This is a genomic window from Kitasatospora sp. NBC_01560 (assembly GCF_045208415.1).
Classification (GTDB): domain Bacteria; phylum Actinomycetota; class Actinomycetes; order Streptomycetales; family Streptomycetaceae; genus Kitasatospora.
In genome coordinates, this window is sequence record NZ_CP109364.1 from 2,628,980 (window position 1) to 2,645,617 (window position 16,638).

Genomic DNA, 16,638 nt, shown 5'->3' on the forward strand with positions numbered 1-16,638 from the left:
GCCCTGTACGACGCCACCGAGCCAGACCGCCGGGAGGCGGCCGGCGGGGTGTTGACCGACGCGTTCCAGACCGCCGCCGTCATGGCGAACATCCTCGGTGCCCGCGATCTCGGATACGCCGCGATCACCCATGGCCGCAACGTCGCCGGTCAGGTCGGGGACGACTTGCGGGCGGCTCACCTGATGGCGTCCTTGTCCTGGATCTACCTTCGCGACGGCCACACCGCGAAGGGCGTGAACGTCGCCGAGTAGGCCGCCGAGCGGATCGAACCGCGCATGACCGAGAGCGACCCGGACCGGCTGTCGGTCTACGGACAGCTGGTCACGAACGCCGCCGTCGCCGCGTCGCGCGGCGGAGCGCGTCAGGAAACGGCCCGCGACTACCTGAGCCAGGCTCACGCCGTCGCCGCCCGGATCGGCCGCGAGCATGCCCGAGGCGGCCAGGGGCAGCCGTTCGGGCCGTCCTACACGGCGACGCAGGCCATGTCGGTTGCGATGGCGCTCGGCGACACCGGGGGAGCGCTGCGGCTGATCGACACCACTCATCTCGATCCGGACATGCCGCAGGCCACCCGCGCCGCCGGTCGTGCGCGGGCCGGTGGTCGGCCGCGACCACGGACACCTACCGGGCGCGTCCGGCTGGGCGTTCGCGAAGGTGTACGGGCACCCGGACCGGCAGGCCGCGATCCTGACGCGCCACCTGCCCGAGCTGCTGGCCGACCTCGGGGACGGCGCCGGCCGGGTCGGAGCGTGGGCCGACGGGCTTCGCCGGGCCGGCCTGGTCAGCGGCTTGCAGTGGGACACCTACCGGCCGGAGACCGGCCGGTACGGGACCGGCGCGGCCATGGCGGCGGCAGAAGCCGTGTTCGCCGCCGACTCCGCCGCCGCCCTCGCACAGCTCGCGCTCACGGCCGCCGGCGCCCCGCACCCGCACCCGCACCCGCACCCGCACCCGCAGACGGTCACGGCGGCGAGCTTCGTGGACATCGCCGCATCGTTCACCGGCGGCACCGGCGCTGGCGCGCGGTGGCTGATCGACCGAATCCCGAAGCTCCCGGTACCGGCCGCAAATCAGCACCTGACCGGCGAGACGCTCCGCCTCACCGGCCCAGACGGCGCTGCCCTGCGCTCCCTGCCGGGCGGCGACCGGACCGCCGCCGCGTGGGCCGCCCGCTGCACAGCACTCGCCGCCTACCGCGACCACGTCGCCGCCTCCGCACTGCCCACAGACGCCGTCCTCGCGTCCCTGCTGCACATGCACCACATCCGGATGCACGGCCCCGATGAGGACTCCGAACGGGCCTGCCAGCGGCTCGCCCGCGCCGCCGCCCTGTCGTGGACCGCCCGACGCGAAGGAACCCGCCGGTGATCACCGATCAGGACCGAGGCCAGTCCTTGGCGAAGGGGACGATCGGCGCCGCCCTGCTGCACCCACCGCCGCAAGGGAAGTCGTCCTAGGACCGGGCGGGTAGCCTCGCGCCCGCCAGGCGTCCGCACCCCGTGGCGCGGCACCGGCACCGCCCGCCGCATCCACGACGCCCTGCTGGCCGCCCGCACCGAGGACCGGGTCACGCTGATGGTCAACCCGCTCGCCGGCGACGGCAAAGTCCAACGGCTCTACGAGACATGGGGATACGTGGCGTTCAACGCCCAGCCGCCGTCCTGGGACTCGCCCCGGCTGACGGCGATGATCCGCCCGCGAGCGCGGTGACACCCGGCCCGCCGACGCCGGGAGCCCACCCGGTCCGCCGGCCGGGACCCTGCGCGACCACTCGGCAGGGCCGGGCCGGCGGCACCGACGGCGGCCTCCTTGATCGCCCGGTGGACGGGGCCGAGAATGGCGGTCGCAGGCCTCCCCTCGGCGATCGGACGGACAACGTGGCGGCGACGGAAGCGGACTGGGAGTTCGGACGCGACATCGACGGCCTTCCCGTGGTGCGGTACGTCCGGGGTGAGCGGGAGGGCCGGCCCTGGGCCGAACGGCTCACGGCGGCCGGGGCGGACGGCGCCGGCGGAGCGGCCGTCAGCACCACCGATCCGGTGGAGTTCGTGCTCTCGTCGATGGCCGGCTGGGTCGTCTCCGCCCCCGTCGACCTCGGCCGCCGGCTGCTCGACCACGGGGCGACCGAACTCCGGCACGGTCACACCATGTATCGCGACCTCGCCGGCGATCCGCCTCCGCCCGGCTGGGACGCCTGGGAGCGGACCGCCCTGCGGGAGGGCTACCGGGCGGTGCCCTGCGACCGGGACGCCGAGGAGCTCGTACCGGCCTGCCTCTCCGCGTACGGCGCCGGCCACCCCGACCGCTACCCGGAGGACGACGAGTTGATAAGGGAACGACTGGACGTCCTCCTCTCCGGGCGGGCCATCGGACCGGTCCTGCCGGCCAGCTCCCTGGTCGTGGACGCCGACGACCAGGTCGTCGGCGGGCTCGTACTGACCGACCACCGGGGCACGCCCTGGATCGCGAACGTCTTCCGGCATTCCGAGCACGGCTACCCCGGCCTCGGCCGCGACCTGCTGCACCGCACCCTCGGCGACCTCGCCGGCCACGGATCGGCCCGGGTCGGCCTGGCCGTCACCGAGGGCAACCCGGCCCGCCGGCTCTACGAGGCGCTCGGATTCCGGCTGCACCACTCCACGCTGTCGGTCATCGTCCCCTGAGCCCCCTTGTGCTGAGCCCCTCGGCAGCGGTCACGGCCGGGCGAGTTCCAGGACGGCGATTCCGGCCAGCACCGTGGCGCTCGCGGTCATCCGCAGCCGGCCGAGCCGCTCGCGGAAGACCACCGTCGCCATCAGGGCGGCGATGACGATGCTCGTCTCGCGCAGGGCGGCGATCGTCGCCAGGTTGCCCCGGGACTGCGCCCAGACCACCAGACCGTAGGCGGTGAGCGAGAGGACCCCGCCGACGATCCCGACCCGCACCACCGAGCCGTCGAGACCGGTGAGCAGGCCCGGACCGCGACGGAGCCGGGCGACCAGCGCCAGGCTCGGCCCCTGTAGCAGGAAGAGCCAGGCGATGTACCCGCCGACGGTGCCCGCGTGCCGAACGCCGCTGCCGTCCAGCACCGTGTACCCGGCGATCATCACCCCGGTACCGGCGGCCGCTGCGAGCGCCGGCAGCTGGGCCCGCCCGGGTATCCCCTGGGCGAAGGCCAGCCCGATCAGGCCGCAGGAGATCACCACGACACCGAGCAGTTCCCCGCCGCCGAGCCCCTGGCCGAGCACCGTCACCGAGAGCACCGCGACCAGCAGCGGTGCCGAACCGCGCGCGATCGGGTACATCTGCCCGAAGTCCCCCAGTTGGTAGGCCCGGAGCAGCAGGAGCTGGGACGTCACCTGCAGCACCACCGAGGCGATCAGGAACGGCCAGGCCGCGGCGGCCGGCAGCGGGTTGAGGGCGACCAGGACCACCGCGCAGGCCGTGTACGCGAGATTGATCAGGGCGAACCCGACGAGCTTGTCCCGGATCCGGTGCGCCAGCGCGTTCCAGACGGCGTGCAGGACGGCCGCGGCGAGCACGGCGATCGGCACGGCCGCCACCCCGCCACCGCCCCCCGCCGGTCCGGCCGAGGCGAGCGGGGCAGCGGGTGCGAATGGTCCGACCGGCGCGAGCGCCCCGACCGCCGCTCCCGGGGCCGTCAGCAGCGCGAGCGCGACGACAGGCATGGCAAAGCTCCCCTCCAGAGGATCCGGAACAGAATTCCACGCTACCCTGGATCCATGGAAGAGCGTTCCGATTTTTCTCCCCTGGAGTCCCAGCTGGCCGCGCACGTCCGCGCCCACCTCGGCGAGCTGCGCGGAAGCGAGGCCCGCGTCGCCCAGGTGGTCCTCGACCGGGGAGCCGATCTGGTGCACCTGAGCGTGAGCGACGTCGCCGAGCTGGCCGGCACCGCCTCCTCGTCCGTGGTCCGGGCCTGCCAGCGGCTCGGGTTCCGCGGCTACCAGGAGCTGAAGATCGCGGCGGTCCGTCAGGCCCCGGCCCCCGCCCCCGCCGACCGGCGTGACCCGGCGGCCCGGGCGCTCGCCGACACCGTCCGCGCCGCCCGCGAGGCGCTCGACGGCATCGCCACCACCCTCCCCGCCGACGACCTGCGGGCCGCCGCCGAGGTGCTGGACGCCGCCTCCCACGTGGTGCTGGTCGGCGGGGGCCTCTCCGGCGCCGTGGTGCTGGACGCCGCCTACCGCCTGCGGGCCCTCGGGCTACTGGTCGACGCCCCCGCCGACCTGCACACCGCCCAGCTCGCCGCCGCCGGGCTCCCGCCGACCGCGGCCTTCCTGGCGGTCAGCCACACCGGCTCGACGCCGACCGTCGTCGACGCCGCCCGCCGGGCCCGGAGCACCGGCGCGCCCGTGATCGCGCTCACCAGCTACGCCCGCTCCCCCCTCACCGAGACGGCCACCCACACCCTGGTGGCCGGCGGCCAGGACATCGTCTTCGGCCTGGAGACCACCGCCAGCCGGATCGCACACCTGGCGGTGGTCGACGCGCTGACCCTCACCCTGCTGGCCGTGCGGGGGGAGCGCGCGGAGCGGGCGCTCAACCTGGCGGCGGATGTGGCGGCGGACCACACGTACTGAGCCGCGTCGTTCCGTCGGCGCCGACCGGCACGACCCCACCGCCCGGCGCCGACGGAACGACGGGACCGGCTCGGCACGACCGGGGCGGCCGGGGCGGAAATCACGAGGTCACACCGTCGGTGGCGGTGTGTAGGCTCGCGGGCATGGCGAGGGTGACGCGGGACGATGTGGCGCGGGCGGCGGGTACGTCCACCGCGGTGGTCAGTTATGTGATCAACGACGGGCCGCGGCCCGTGGCGGCCGCGACCCGGGCGCGCGTGCTGGCCGCGGTCGACGAGCTCGGCTACCGGCCGAACCGGGTCGCCCAGGCGATGGCCCGGCGCCGGACCAACCTGATCGGCATGGTCGTCCCCGACGCGCGGCAGCCGTTCTTCGCCGGGCTCGCGCACATGGTGGAGCAGGCGGCGGCGGAGCGCGGCAGGCTGCTCCTGATCGGCAACTCGGACTACGCCGACGAGCGGGAGGCCCACTACATCCGGGCGTTCCTCGGCATGCAGGTGGACGGCCTGATCCTGGTCACCCAGGACCCGGCCGTCCCCGGGGTGGCCGGCCCGGACGCCGGCGACGGGACGCCCGTCGTGCTGCTGCACCACCGGGCGGAGACCGAGCACGGGGTGGCCGTCGTCGCGGACGACGAGGGCGGGGCGCGCGAGGTGGTGCGCCACCTGCTGGAGCACGGGCACGCCGAAGTGCACTGCTTCGGCGGGACGTTCGCACTCAGCACCAACGACCCGGTGACCGCCCGGACCGCCGGCTGGGCAGCGGCCCTGGCCGATGCCGGGCTGCCGACCGAGGGCCGGCTGACGCCCGCGCCGTTCGACCGCGTCCGGGCCCACGCCGAGGCGCTCGCACTGCTGAGCCGCCCGGACCGCCCGCGCGCCGTGTTCTGCGCGACGGACGACCAGGCCATCGGCCTGCTGCGAGCCGCCGACGACCTGGGGATCCGGGTGCCGGAGGACCTCGCGGTGGCCGGCTTCGACGACATCGCGGAGGCGGTGATCGCCGGGCCGCCGCTGACGACGGTGGCCACCGCCCAGGGCGAGATGGCGCGCGCCGCCGTCGACCTGGTGCTGACGGCCCGGGAGGGCGGGACGCCCGCACCTGCGGGCGCGCGGACGTTCCCGGCGCGGATGGTCGTCCGCCGCTCCTGCGGCTGCCGCCCCGGAGCCGACCGGGGCTGAGCATCGCAGCTGAGCAACGCGGCCCGGCCCGACCGGCACTCCACCCGCACACGACCGCGCATGACTCGCACATGACTCGCCTGGTGCAACCCTGCGGTTGCACCAGGCGGGCCCATGTGCAACTCTGGAGTTGCAGTCATCCTGTCGGGACCGACGTAAGGAGAGCTCTCATGAGCGAGGACCGGATCGAGCGCGAGACCCTGATCGAAGCGCCGCTGGACCGGGTCTGGACCCTGGTGGCGCAGCCCGGTTTCTGGGTGGCCGAGGAGGCGAGCCTGGCCGGCACGGTGGCCAGGGAGGGCGAGTCCATGGTCGCGAGGAACCCCGAGTACGGCGACTTCCCGGTGCGGGTCGAGACCGTCCGGCCGCCGACCTACCTGGCCTACCGCTGGGCCAGTGCCTTCCCCGGCGAGGAGCTGAGCGCCGACAACAGCACCCTCGTCGAGTTCACGCTGAGCGCCGAGGGCGACGGCCGGACGCGGCTGCGAGTGGTGGAGAGCGGGTTCGCGGCGCTGGCCGGCTCCGAGGAGCTGCGCAGCAAGGCCGTGGCGGACAACACCGGAGGCTGGCCGCAGGTGCTCGACGCCTTCAGGAAGCGCGCCGAGCAGCCGACCGCATGACGGAGCAGCAGCCCGGCGCCGCCGAACCGGTCGACAGCGTCCTGGCCGCGCTCGCCGACCCGACGCGCCGCCTGCTGCTCGACGTACTGGCGGCCCACGGCGAGGCCAGCGCGACGACGCTCGCCGAACGGCTCCCCGTCTCGCGGCAGGCCGTGGTCAAGCACCTCGCCGTCCTGGACGCGGCGGGTCTGGTCACCGGTGGGCGGGTCGGGCGCGAGGTCCGCTACACGGTGCGGCCGGCCGCGCTGGACGCGACGGCGCGCTGGATGTCCGCCCTCGCCACCGACTGGGACCGGCGCCTCGCCGCGATCAAGCGGGTGGCCGAGGCGGCGGAGGCCGCCGAAGCGCCCGGGCGGGACGGCGGCGGGGCGCACTGACCGCCGCCCCGGCCGCCCCGGCCCCCGCCCGGCTCCCGGCACCCAGGGAGTCGGGCGGGGGCGCGGCACGTCGGCGCAGGGGCACATCACGTCGGCGCGGCCGCCGCTACCGGGCGGGGATGATGCCGGTCAGCCATTTGAAGGTCGGGACGACCAGGGGCTTCCACGTCGAGGTCAGGTGGGGGCCGGTGGTCTCGACCGGGGTGACGACGGTCGGCGCCTTCGCCGCCTGCTGGAGGGCGGTCGCGTCCTCCAGCCCGTCGCCCCGCTTGCCGGTCACGTAGAGCGCGACGTTCGGCGGCGTGGCGGCGTGGGTGAGGAGGTGGAGCGGGTTGGAGGCCTCGCGCAGCTTGGGGTCCTTCGCGGTGAGCGAGGCCGGCTCCCCGGCCGGGTCGTTGTAGCCGGACATGCTGATCGCGGCGCGGTACCGGTTCGGGTGGGCGAGCGCGAGGCGCGTGGCGCAGTGGGCACCGGCCGAGTAGCCGGCGAGGGCCCAGCGGTCCGGCGTGCTGTCGGCCCGGAAGTTGTCGATGACCATCTGCGGCACGTCGCGCGAGAGCCAGGTCTCGGCGTTGACCTTGCCCGGGACGTCGGCGCAGCCGGTGTCGGTCGCGCCGAGCAGGGTGACGCGCGGTGAGACCAGGATGAACGGGGTGACCTGACCGGACTTCATCAGCGGTTCGAGCTGCCTGGTCGCGTCCATGGTGTCGCCGAACCAGGCGCTGGAGGCCCCGGGGTACCCGACGAGCAGCTCGACCACGGGAAAGGTCCTGTCCTTGTACGCCGGGTCGTCGTACTGGGGCGGCGTCCAGACCAGGACCTCGCCGTCGACGCCGGAGAGCCTGCCCTTGAGGTCGGCCTGCTTCACACTCCGGGGCACCGCGTCGGAGTCCGGGGCGTGGAAGGCCTGCGGCACCTTCGGGGCGGGGGTTGCGGCGGCACCCGCGGCGGCCGGGGCGGAGGCGGCGGCCCGGTCACCGGCCAGGCCCTCGTCCTTCGGCGGCACGGGCACGGCCCGGACGTGGTTCGAGGTGCCCAGCAGGTCGCCCCAGCTGTCGTAGAGCTGGTTCTCGTTGTTGACCACCACGAAGACCATCGCCACGGCGGTGAACTGACAGAGCAGCACGTTGCCGAAGTAGGAGAGCACCCGCAGGGGCGTGCGCCGCTGTTCGGCGGCGCGCGCCCTCCCGAAGAGGGGTCCTCTGCCGAGCCACTGCGCCATGGCCAGCGCGATGGAGGCCATGAACAGCACGATCGTGAGAATGAGGAAGGGTGTGCCTGTCAGGTTCATCGCGCTCCGGTGCCCGGTTCTGTGCCGCCCGGGCCCGCATGCCCGGTGACATGGGGGACGGCCTGGCACAGCCGTTCGGTTGCCTGTTCCTGGGAGCTTGCTGGGAGCCGGCCCCGCCGGGCAGGGCGACACCTCTCCGCGCACGCAGCGTCCGCTCCCACGGTGCTCCCGCGGTGCTCCCACGGCGGGCACCCGGCTGGTGCGCTGGTCCCGGGACACGGCCGGGACCAGCGCCTCATGCCGCCGTCCGCCCGAATTCCTAACGTGGAGGCACGCGTTGAGCACACGGACGGTGGGACCGGCCGGGCGACTCGCGCCACGCCGGGCCGGCCCTGACGGCCCGGCGGCCCATGAGCCGGAGTCCTCCCGGCGCACGGGTCACAGAAGCGAGCTCTTGGAGGATCGCAGATGAGTTGGAACCAATTCACGCTGGCGTCGGCCGACAGTGCCTCGCAGTCGAGCCGGGTGGCCGCGGTCTCCCGGATCGACGGCAGCATGGAGATCTGGTGGGTGGCCGCCAACGGCTCCGTCCAGGCGGCGTACTGGTACGACGGATCGCCGTGGCAGCGCTACGAGCTGGCGCCCGCCGACAGCGCGTCCGCCAACGGCGGCATCGCCGCGGTCTCGCGGATCCCGGGCAGCATGGAGGTCTTCTTCGTCGGGGCCAACGGCTCCGTCCAGGACCACTACTGGTACGAGGGCGACACCTGGCAGGGCTTCGAGCTCGCGCCGGCCGGGAGCGCCTCGACGACCGGCGGCATCGCCGCCGTCTCCCGCATCCCGGGCAGCATGGAGGTCTTCTTCACCGGGGCCAACGGCTCCGTCCAGGACCACTACTGGTACGAGGGCAGCAACTGGCAGGGCTTCGAGCTCGCGCCCGCCGGGAGCGCCTCGACGACCGGCAGCGTCGCCGCCGTCTCCCGCATCCCGGGCAGCATGGAGGTCTTCTTCACCGGGGCCAACGGCTCCGTCCAGGACCACTACTGGTACGAGGGCAGCAACTGGCAGGGCTTCGAGCTCGCGCCCGCCGGCAGCGCCTCGACGACCGGCGGCATCGCCGCCGTCTCCCGCATCCCGGGCAGCATGGAGGTCTTCTTCACCGGGGCCAACGGCTCCGTCCAGGACCACTACTGGTACGAGGGCAGCACCTGGCAGGGCTTCGAGCTCGCGCCGGCCGGCAGCGCCTCCACCCACAGCGGTGTCACCGCCGTCTCCCGCATCCCCGCCAGCATGGAGGTCTGGTTCGTCGGCGGGAACGGCTCCGTCCAGGACCGGTACTGGTACGAGGGCAGCACCTGGCAGGGCTTCGAGCTCGCGCCGGCCGGCAGCGCCTCCACCACCACCGGGCTCGCCGCCGTCTCCCGCATCCCCACCAGCATGGAGGTCTGGTTCGTCGGCGGGGACGCCTCCGTCCAGGACCACTACTGGTACGACACCTGGGGCAAGAACTTCGACCAGGACGTCACCACCGACATCGCCATCGGCGGATCCGCGCACGTCGTGATGCGACAGGACGGGTACTACACGTTCAGCACGCACGCGCACGACAGCGGCTTCGACAACATCGACTACACGATCTCGGCCGCCGTGCTGACGTCGGACGGGTACGTGTTCACCTTCCAGCACTCCGGTCACACCGAGGGCACCATCGCCGGCCTGCCCCTCGGTACGCCGGACCGCAACGACGACTTCTCGTTCACGGGCAACAACCCGGAGATCACGGCCCACTGGGACGGCATCCTGAACGGCACCTTCAAGGCCAACCTGGACGCCACCGACACCCTCGCGGCCGGCGTCCTGGGTGCCCTCGGTGACCTCGTGAAGGAGATCCTGAGCGCGGCGGAGAAGGCCGTGGCCAAGGCGGTCATCGCGCTCGTCGCCTGACCCCGGCCGGCTCCGGCACCCACCCGACCCCGACCCCCGACGCGGTGGCGGCCCGGTTCCTCCCCGAGGAGCCGGGCCGCCACCGCGTCGGGGCGCAGCTGCGGCAGCTACCACGGTGAGGCGGCGGGGCGGCAGGGTGCGCTAGACCAGCTCGTCGGCGAGCAGGTCCATCAGCAGGTTGTCGTGCCACGTGCCGTCGGAGCCGCGTTCGTACTGGCGCATCGTCCCCACCGGGCGGAAGCCGACCTTCTCGTAGCAGCGGATCGCCGCCGCGTTGTCGGCGGCCGGGTCGATGATCAGCCGGTGGTAGTGGTGGTCGGCGATCAGGTGGCGGGCGAGGGTGCGGACGGCGTCGGCGCCGAGGCCCCGGCCGTGCCGGGCCGGGTCGAGGTAGATGTCCATGCCCGCGTGGCGGTACTCGTCGTCGTTCTCGGCGTACCACTGGATGGCGCCGGCCACCTGCCCCGCCACCAGGATCACCAGGGTCTCGGTGCCCGGCTCCTTGAGGTCGGTGGCCACGGCGTCGGCGAGGTCGTCGCCACCGCGCCAGCGGGCGTAGACCTCGGGCGTGGAGCGGATCGCCACAAGGGCCGGGATGTCGTCGTCGGTGGCCGGTCGGAGCTTGACGTGGGCGCCGTGCAGAATCGTCCCCATAGGGGGCATGTTTGCACGGAGGAGAATGTTCGGCGAGCGTATTTCCGCGTTGCGGGGCGGGTATTCCAGCGGGTATTCCAGCAGGAACGATTCGGCAGCCCGACGTAGGCCGCCCGGCGGGCCTCGCCGCCGTCTTCGGCGGGGCGGTGGCGCGGTGGCCCGGTGGTCCGGTGGTCCGGTGGTGCGACGATCGGGAGGCCGGCGGCCACCGGCGGGGTGCGACTGCCCTCGGACTCGACTCATCAGCACAGCGGGTAATCATTTCATTCCCGAGCGTTCTGACGGTGCCTCAATTCGGTGTACCGTGACCGCCATAAGCGGATCGCCCCCGAAGAATGGGGCGAGCCCGGCAACGTGTTGACGCACGCGGCCGGGCTCTTCATCCGTCGAGTGGGTAGGAACCACAGACGATGCTCACGCATGTTATCGCGCCGACGCGCGACTTCACCCAGATCTCCAACGTGTTGGTGTGGGACGACGATCTGTCGGACACCGCCTTCCGCCTGCTCGTCCGGGCGCTCGCGCTCGGCCCGGCGAAGGCCCGTACGACGACCGTGACCGCCCTCGCGGCCGGACTCTCCGGCGGCCGCATCAGCACCGACCGCGCGCGCCGCCAGCTCGGCCGCGCCGGTCTGCTGCACAGCACCCGGCGGCGCGGGACGGACGGGCGGGTGCGGACCGAATCCCTGCTCTCCAACGTGCCGTTGACCACCGACGAGGCACGGCGGGTGTTCGACGCCCACCCCGAGATCGTGGGCCGGGGCACCGCGGGCCGCCGACCGGAAGCCGGAAAACGGACCCGCGGTGCACCGACCGCCCGGGCGTCCGGCACCGTCCCCCCTGGGGAAACACCGGAGGTGAACACCTCCCCCCTCCCGACCCCCGTCCCGGTCCCCCGCTCGGTCCCGGCACCGGCACCGGCGCCGCCCGCGGTCCCGTGCGGGCCGACCGGCAGGGCGCAGCTCGCCGAGGCCGAGCAGGTACTCCAGGGCCTCCGCCGGGTGGACCAGCGGTTGACGCTCGGGGCCGACGAGGCACGGAAGTTGGCACCGCTCGCGGCCGAATGGCTCGCCAGGGGCGTGGACCGGGCCGCGTTGCGCACGGCGCTGACGTCCGGGCTCCCGGAACCGGTCGGGTCGTCGGCCGCCCTCGTACGCTGGCGCCTGGAGCACAAGATGCCCGCCCCCGTCGCGGAGTCGGCCGGCCCGGCCGCGCTCCCCGCCTGCGACGGCTGCGACCGGGCGTTCCGCCCGGTCGGCGCCGAGCGGCGGTGCGGGGGCTGCCGCGCCGGGGCGGCCCCGCGAGAACGAGCGGCGCAGCTGGACGAAGGCGCCTCCCGGCGGGTGGACTGGCGGACCCTCGTCGCCCGGGTGGGCCGGGCGGTGGACGAGACGCTTCCCGCCGCCCCGGCGTGCACCCGCTGACGGCCGCCCGGACACCGCCCCGCCCCCGGCTCCGGTCACTCCCGAACGGTGCCCGCCGGCGATGGCGATTGCGACGCCGAGGACGGCTGCGACGGCGACCGGGTCACGGACTTCGGCCCCTGCGCCGGCCCAGCCCGGCGGGCCCGCAGCAGCGCGGCGCCACCGGCGACGGCGATCATGGCGACGCCGGTACCCGCCAGAACGGGCCGGGGCCCCAGCGCGCCCGTCACGGCGCCGCCCAGGGCCGCGCCCAGCGGTGCCGCCGTCAGGAGGACGGACGCGCGCAGGGCCAGGACGGTGGTGAGCGCCGCCGGCGGGGTGAGGTCCTGGAACAGGCTGAAGGCCAGTGCGCTGTACGGGCCGTAGACCACCCCGGCCAGGGCGAAGCCCGCGACGGAGAGGGCTGCCGGGCCGTGCAGGCCGAACGGCAGCATCGCCAGACCGTGACCGGCGACGATGCCGAACAGCACCGGCCACAACGGGAGTCTGCGCAGCACGCCGACACCCAGGGCTCCGACGACCGCCCCGATGCCGAAGGCCGCCCAGTAGAGGCCGAGCAGGCCCGGATCGGCCTTCAGCTCGTGGCCGACGAAGAGGGGCAGCGCGACCTCGACGGGGCCGTAGAACAGGTTGAACAGCCAGGTCAGGGCGAGCAGTCCGAGCAGCTCCGGTCGGGACCGCAGGACGCGCAGACCCTCGCCTGCCCGTCCGCCGTCCCCGTCGCCCCGGTCGCTCGCGCCGCCCCGGTCGCTCGCGCCGCCCTGGTCGCTCGCGCCGGCGTGCCCGGTACCCCTGGCGCTCCCGGTACTCCCTGCGCCGCCGGCACGGACGGCCAGGACGGCGAACGAGAGGGCGTCGAGGCCGATCAGCCAGGGTGTGGCGACCACCCCCGCGAGCGCCCCGGCCAGCATCGGGCCCGCGATCATCGCCACCCAGGCGCTGGTGCCGAGCAGCGCGTTCGCCGCCAGCCGCTGCCCGCCCGGCAGTACCTCGGCCACCAGGGCGTACTTCGCACCGCCACCCCAGGCGTGCAGCACGGAGGAGCCGGCCAGCAGGGCGACGTAGAGCGCGGGCCCGAGCACGCCCAGCGCCCACGCGAGCGGGACGCAGCCGAGGAAGACCGCCCTCGTCCAGGCGTCCGCCCGGATCAGCCGCCGGGCGGGCAGGCCGTGCAGCCATCGGCCGAGCAGCGGCCCGCCGACCGCGCCCGGCAGGACGTAGCAGGCCACCGCGACCCCGACGAGCAGCCCGCCCGCACCCGGCGGGGCGAGCTGCAGGGCCAGCCACGCGACCACCACCACGCTCATCCCGTCCCCGAGGTCGGACAGGGCGAGGGCGGGCAGCAGCCGGCGGAACGGCCCACGGGCGAGGAACGGCCGGTACCCCTGAGGGATCCGGCGCAGCAGACGTGCTGAGATCATGCGGCCAGGCAAGCGGTTCACGCGCGCTTGAAGTCAAACGAGGGGTGGTGCGGTGCGGTACGTAGGCATCGGGGAGCTGGCCCGGCAGGCGGGCCTTCGGCCGTCCGCGCTGCGCTACTACGAGAGCCTGGGACTGCTGCCGACGGCCCACCGCGCCGGCGGCCGTCGGCTCTGGCCCGCCGCCACCCTGCGCCGGCTCGCGCTGATCCGGATGGCCCAGCGCGCGGGCTTCACGCTGGCCGAGATCCGCGGGCTGCTGGCGGACGAGGCCGACCGCGGCGCCACCCGGCAGTGGCGGGCGCTGGCCGAGCGCAAGCTCCCCGAACTGGACCTGGTCATCCGGCAGACGCAGCAGTTGCGTGCGGCGGTCGCCGCCTGCCTGGCCTGTGGCTGCATGAACTTCACCGACTGCGAGTTGCTGGCCGGCGCACCGGCCGCAGGCTCCTGACCCCGGATTCGCGCCCCCGGTGGCCGGTGACCGGTGACCGGTGACCCCGCCGGCGGGAGGGGCACCCCCGTGCCGCCCCTCCCCCCCGGCGGGGTGCGGGGCACCGTCAGGCGGAGCCGGCGGCGGAACCGAAGGCGGCGGGGAGCCCGGTCTCGGTGGGGAGCCCCGCCTCGGTCCAGTCCTCGATGCCCTCGCGGTACTTGCGGACGTCCGTGTAGCCGAGGGCGGTGAGCCGGTCGGCGACCTGGCCGCTGTTGGGGCAGGCCGGGTTGGAGCAGTAGGTGACGATCGTGGCGTCGCGGTCGGGGAGCAAGCCCGGCGCCAGCGCGTCCACGTCGGCGCGGACCAGCGGCACGGCACCGGGCAGGTGCTGCTTCGCGTAGTACTCGCCACCGAGCGCGTCGACCACGGTCACGGCGCCCGCCCCGATCGCCTCGGCCAGTTCGTCCCGGGTAATGAGTGTGGTCATGGCTCTGCCTTCCAGAGATACGGACTATAGTCCGGTTATGGCTCACGACGATAACGGACCGCAGTCCGCTTCCGCAACGCCCCCGGCGCCCGACCGCAACGCCGTCCCGCTGGAGCTGCTCCGCACGCCGCCACCCGCCGAACGGGCCGACGCCGCCCGGAACCGGGCCGCCGTACTGGAGGCCGCCGCCCGCCTCTTCGCCGAGCACGGCGTGGAGGCCGTCTCGATGGACCAGATCGCGGCCGGGGCGGGCGTCGGCAAGGGCACACTCTTCCGGCGCTTCGGCGACAAGGCCGGGCTCGGAGTGGCCCTGCTGGACGCCCGCGAGCGCGCGTTGCAGGAGGCGATCCTGCGCGGGCCGGCCCCGCTCGGCCCGGGCGACGGCACGGCGCAACTGCCCGCACAGCCGGCCGAACGGCTCGCGGCCTTCGTGGACGCCTACCTCGACTACCTGCTGGAACACCTGGACCTCGTGCGGATGTCCGAGACGGCCTCGCGCGGCGCCCGTTACCGCATCGGGGCGTACCGGTTCTGGCACCGGCACGCGGCCGTCCTGCTCACCGGAACGGGCGCGAACGACCCCGAGCACGACGCGCACGCCCTGCTGGCCGCACTCTCGGCCGAGCACGTCGCTGCCCTGCTGCCGGAGCTCGGCGAGCCCCGGATCCGCGCGGGCGCCCGCAACCTCGCCGCCCGCCTCACCCACTAGCCCGCCCGCCCGGACGGGCGACGGAGGCCGGGGCCCGGACATGCCGACGGCCGGCCGCACGCGGGCGACCGGCCGTGAGGGCGGGGACGTCGGACCCGGGACGCCGGGCGTGGAGCGTCAGGCGTGGAGCGTCAGGCGTGGAGCGTCAGGCGTGGAGCGTCAGGCGTGGAGCGTCAGGCGTGGAGCGTCAGGCGTGGAGCGTCAGGCGTGGGCCGGGGCGGGGCAGGTGCGACTGTCGGCCGACTCCAGCTGGAGGGTCGCGTGGGCGATGCCGAAGTGGTCGGCGCCGCAGGCACGCAGGCGGGCGAGGAGACCGGCGGGGGCCGCCTCGTCGACCAGCACGTGGGCGGTGAGGACGGGCATGCCGGAGGTGATCGTCCAGGCGTGCAGGTCGTGGACGCCGCGGACGCCGGGCTCGGCGAGGAGGTGGCCGCGCAGGCCGGCGAGGTCGACGTCCTCGGGGGTGGCCTCCAGGAGGACGCGCAGGGCGTCGCGGCCGAGCAGGTAGGCGCGGGGCAGGATCATCAGGCCGATCAGCAGGGACGCGATCGGGTCGGCGTACTGCCAGCCGGTGAGCTGGATGACGACGGCGGCGGCGATGGCGGCCACCGAGCCGAGGGCGTCGCCGAGCACTTCGAGGTAGGCGCCGCGCAGGTTGAGGCTGTGGTCCTTGCCGCTGCGCAGCAGGGCGACGCCGACCAGATTGGCGGCGAGGCCGACCAGCGCGACGGTCAGCATCAGCCCGCCCTGCACCTCGACCGGTTGGCCGAAGCGCCGGACGGCCTGGTAGGCGACCCAGACGAAGACGCCGATCAGCAGGGCGGAGTTGACGAGGGCGGCCAGGATCTCCAGCCGGTAGTGGCCGAAGGTGCGGCGCAGCGTGGGCGACCGCTGGGCGACCTGGACGGCGAGCAGCGCGAGGGTGACGCCGGAGAGGTCGGTGAGCATGTGGCCGGAGTCGGCGAGCAGGGCGAGGCTGCCGGAGAGCAGGCCGCCGATCACCTGGAGGACGAGCACGGTGCCGGTGACGGCGATGGTCAGCAGCATCCGGCGGCGGTAGGCGCCGCTGACGGTGGCGGTGGTCGGGTCGGTGCGGTCGGCACCCATGTCAGGTCTCCTCTCCGAGGGGCAGGACTGCGGCGAGCAGGTCCCGCAGGGCGTGGGCGAGGCGGTCGTCGGCCAGGTGGTAGCGGGTGCGGCGACCCTCGGGGACGGTCCGGACCAGGCCGCAGTCGCGCAGGCAGGCCAGGTGGTTGGAGACGTTCGCCCTGGTCAGGCCGAGTTCGTCGGCGAGGTCGGCCGGGTAGTGCGGGGCGTCGAGGAGGGCCAGCAGGATGCGGCGGCGGCTGGTGTCGGCGAGTGCCTTGCCGACCCGTTCCATGGCCGCCTCCTGCGCCTCGGCGGGGAGGTGCGGGTTGGGGGTGCGTCCGGTGGTCGGTTCCATGACTCCATAGTACAGCTGTCACTGAATTCAGCATGTGGTGAACTCTCGGACTGCGCAGCTGCGCGCCCGCCCAGCACCCCGCCCTGGCAACTGCAAGGGCCCGCACAACCGGCCCGACCTGCGCTTATTCAGCGG

19 protein-coding genes are annotated in these 16,638 nt (G+C 74.5%); 12 read left to right on the forward strand and 7 right to left on the reverse strand.

What is annotated here, in order from left to right; genetic code table 11:
- The first annotated feature begins 48 nt into the window (after window positions 1–48).
- The 4 genes from OH807_RS11100 to OH807_RS11115 all read left to right on the forward strand — a co-directional run bounded on the left by OH807_RS11100 (window position 49) and on the right by OH807_RS11115 (window position 2,664).
- Window positions 49–252: a hypothetical protein gene (locus tag OH807_RS11100; RefSeq protein ID WP_406197026.1), complete on the forward strand. Its 204-nt coding sequence runs from the start codon at window positions 49–51 to the stop codon at window positions 250–252.
- A 334-nt stretch (window positions 253–586) separates the two neighbouring features.
- A complete protein-coding gene (locus OH807_RS11105) occupies window positions 587–1,369 on the forward strand; it encodes a thiopeptide-type bacteriocin biosynthesis protein (RefSeq protein ID WP_406197028.1) in 783 nt (260 codons plus the stop codon).
- Window positions 1,370–1,576: 207 nt separating this feature from the next.
- A complete protein-coding gene (locus tag OH807_RS11110; RefSeq protein ID WP_406197030.1) occupies window positions 1,577–1,711 on the forward strand; it encodes a hypothetical protein in 135 nt (44 codons plus the stop codon).
- Window positions 1,712–1,878: 167 nt separating this feature from the next.
- The gene (locus OH807_RS11115) at window positions 1,879–2,664 is read left to right on the forward strand and encodes a GNAT family N-acetyltransferase (RefSeq protein ID WP_406197032.1); all 786 of its coding nucleotides are present in this window, start codon (window positions 1,879–1,881) and stop codon (window positions 2,662–2,664) included.
- 30 nt (window positions 2,665–2,694) lie between these two features.
- Here OH807_RS11115 and OH807_RS11120 read toward each other — a convergent pair whose 3' ends face one another.
- Window positions 2,695–3,669, reverse strand: coding sequence for an EamA family transporter (locus OH807_RS11120; RefSeq protein WP_406197035.1), 975 nt, complete (start codon window positions 3,667–3,669; stop codon window positions 2,695–2,697).
- A gap of 54 nt (window positions 3,670–3,723) precedes the next feature.
- On the opposite strand from OH807_RS11120, the gene OH807_RS11125 reads away from it, so the two are divergent.
- The 4 genes from OH807_RS11125 to OH807_RS11140 all read left to right on the forward strand — a co-directional run bounded on the left by OH807_RS11125 (window position 3,724) and on the right by OH807_RS11140 (window position 6,759).
- Entirely contained in the window at window positions 3,724–4,581 is an 858-nt protein-coding gene (locus tag OH807_RS11125) for a MurR/RpiR family transcriptional regulator (protein ID WP_406197037.1), read from the forward strand.
- Window positions 4,582–4,724: 143 nt separating this feature from the next.
- Complete coding sequence (locus tag OH807_RS11130) at window positions 4,725–5,762, forward strand: LacI family DNA-binding transcriptional regulator (RefSeq protein ID WP_406197040.1); 1,038 nt, start codon at window positions 4,725–4,727, stop codon at window positions 5,760–5,762.
- Window positions 5,763–5,932: 170 nt separating this feature from the next.
- A complete protein-coding gene (locus OH807_RS11135) occupies window positions 5,933–6,382 on the forward strand; it encodes an SRPBCC domain-containing protein (protein ID WP_406197043.1) in 450 nt (149 codons plus the stop codon).
- Window positions 6,379–6,759: an ArsR/SmtB family transcription factor gene (locus OH807_RS11140; RefSeq protein WP_406197046.1), complete on the forward strand. Its 381-nt coding sequence runs from the start codon at window positions 6,379–6,381 to the stop codon at window positions 6,757–6,759. The genes OH807_RS11135 and OH807_RS11140 overlap by 4 nt, the downstream gene beginning before the upstream one ends.
- A gap of 106 nt (window positions 6,760–6,865) precedes the next feature.
- Here OH807_RS11140 and OH807_RS11145 read toward each other — a convergent pair whose 3' ends face one another.
- Complete coding sequence (locus OH807_RS11145) at window positions 6,866–8,050, reverse strand: alpha/beta hydrolase (protein WP_406197048.1); 1,185 nt, start codon at window positions 8,048–8,050, stop codon at window positions 6,866–6,868.
- 408 nt (window positions 8,051–8,458) lie between these two features.
- Here OH807_RS11145 and OH807_RS11150 point away from each other — a divergent pair, with 408 nt between their 5' ends.
- Complete coding sequence (locus OH807_RS11150; RefSeq protein ID WP_406197051.1) at window positions 8,459–9,934, forward strand: hypothetical protein; 1,476 nt, start codon at window positions 8,459–8,461, stop codon at window positions 9,932–9,934.
- 141 nt (window positions 9,935–10,075) lie between these two features.
- Here the strand turns inward: OH807_RS11150 and OH807_RS11155 are convergent, their stop codons facing one another.
- Entirely contained in the window at window positions 10,076–10,588 is a 513-nt protein-coding gene (locus OH807_RS11155; RefSeq protein ID WP_406197053.1) for a GNAT family N-acetyltransferase, read from the reverse strand.
- Window positions 10,589–10,998: 410 nt separating this feature from the next.
- Between OH807_RS11155 and OH807_RS11160 the strand changes: the two genes are divergently transcribed.
- On the forward strand, window positions 10,999–12,012 hold the full coding sequence (locus OH807_RS11160; RefSeq protein WP_406197056.1) for a hypothetical protein: 1,014 nt from the start codon (window positions 10,999–11,001) through the stop codon (window positions 12,010–12,012).
- 35 nt (window positions 12,013–12,047) lie between these two features.
- Here the strand turns inward: OH807_RS11160 and OH807_RS11165 are convergent, their stop codons facing one another.
- On the reverse strand, window positions 12,048–13,433 hold the full coding sequence (locus OH807_RS11165) for an MFS transporter (protein ID WP_406197059.1): 1,386 nt from the start codon (window positions 13,431–13,433) through the stop codon (window positions 12,048–12,050).
- A 52-nt stretch (window positions 13,434–13,485) separates the two neighbouring features.
- Here OH807_RS11165 and OH807_RS11170 point away from each other — a divergent pair, with 52 nt between their 5' ends.
- Entirely contained in the window at window positions 13,486–13,881 is a 396-nt protein-coding gene (locus tag OH807_RS11170) for a MerR family transcriptional regulator (RefSeq protein ID WP_406197062.1), read from the forward strand.
- A 106-nt stretch (window positions 13,882–13,987) separates the two neighbouring features.
- Here OH807_RS11170 and OH807_RS11175 read toward each other — a convergent pair whose 3' ends face one another.
- Window positions 13,988–14,350 carry a rhodanese-like domain-containing protein gene (locus OH807_RS11175; protein ID WP_406197065.1) on the reverse strand — a complete coding sequence of 121 codons (363 nt, stop codon included), beginning with the start codon at window positions 14,348–14,350 and terminating at the stop codon, window positions 13,988–13,990.
- Between the two features lie 37 nt (window positions 14,351–14,387).
- On the opposite strand from OH807_RS11175, the gene OH807_RS11180 reads away from it, so the two are divergent.
- Complete coding sequence (locus OH807_RS11180; protein ID WP_406197068.1) at window positions 14,388–15,059, forward strand: TetR/AcrR family transcriptional regulator; 672 nt, start codon at window positions 14,388–14,390, stop codon at window positions 15,057–15,059.
- 201 nt (window positions 15,060–15,260) lie between these two features.
- Here OH807_RS11180 and OH807_RS11185 read toward each other — a convergent pair whose 3' ends face one another.
- Together OH807_RS11185 and OH807_RS11190 are read right to left on the reverse strand one after the other, a co-directional pair.
- Window positions 15,261–16,166, reverse strand: coding sequence for a cation diffusion facilitator family transporter (locus OH807_RS11185; RefSeq protein WP_406197070.1), 906 nt, complete (start codon window positions 16,164–16,166; stop codon window positions 15,261–15,263).
- A 1-nt stretch (window position 16,167) separates the two neighbouring features.
- Window positions 16,168–16,440, reverse strand: a complete 273-nt coding sequence (locus OH807_RS11190; RefSeq protein WP_406210894.1) for an ArsR/SmtB family transcription factor — start codon at window positions 16,438–16,440, stop codon at window positions 16,168–16,170.
- Window positions 16,441–16,638 lie beyond the last annotated feature (198 nt).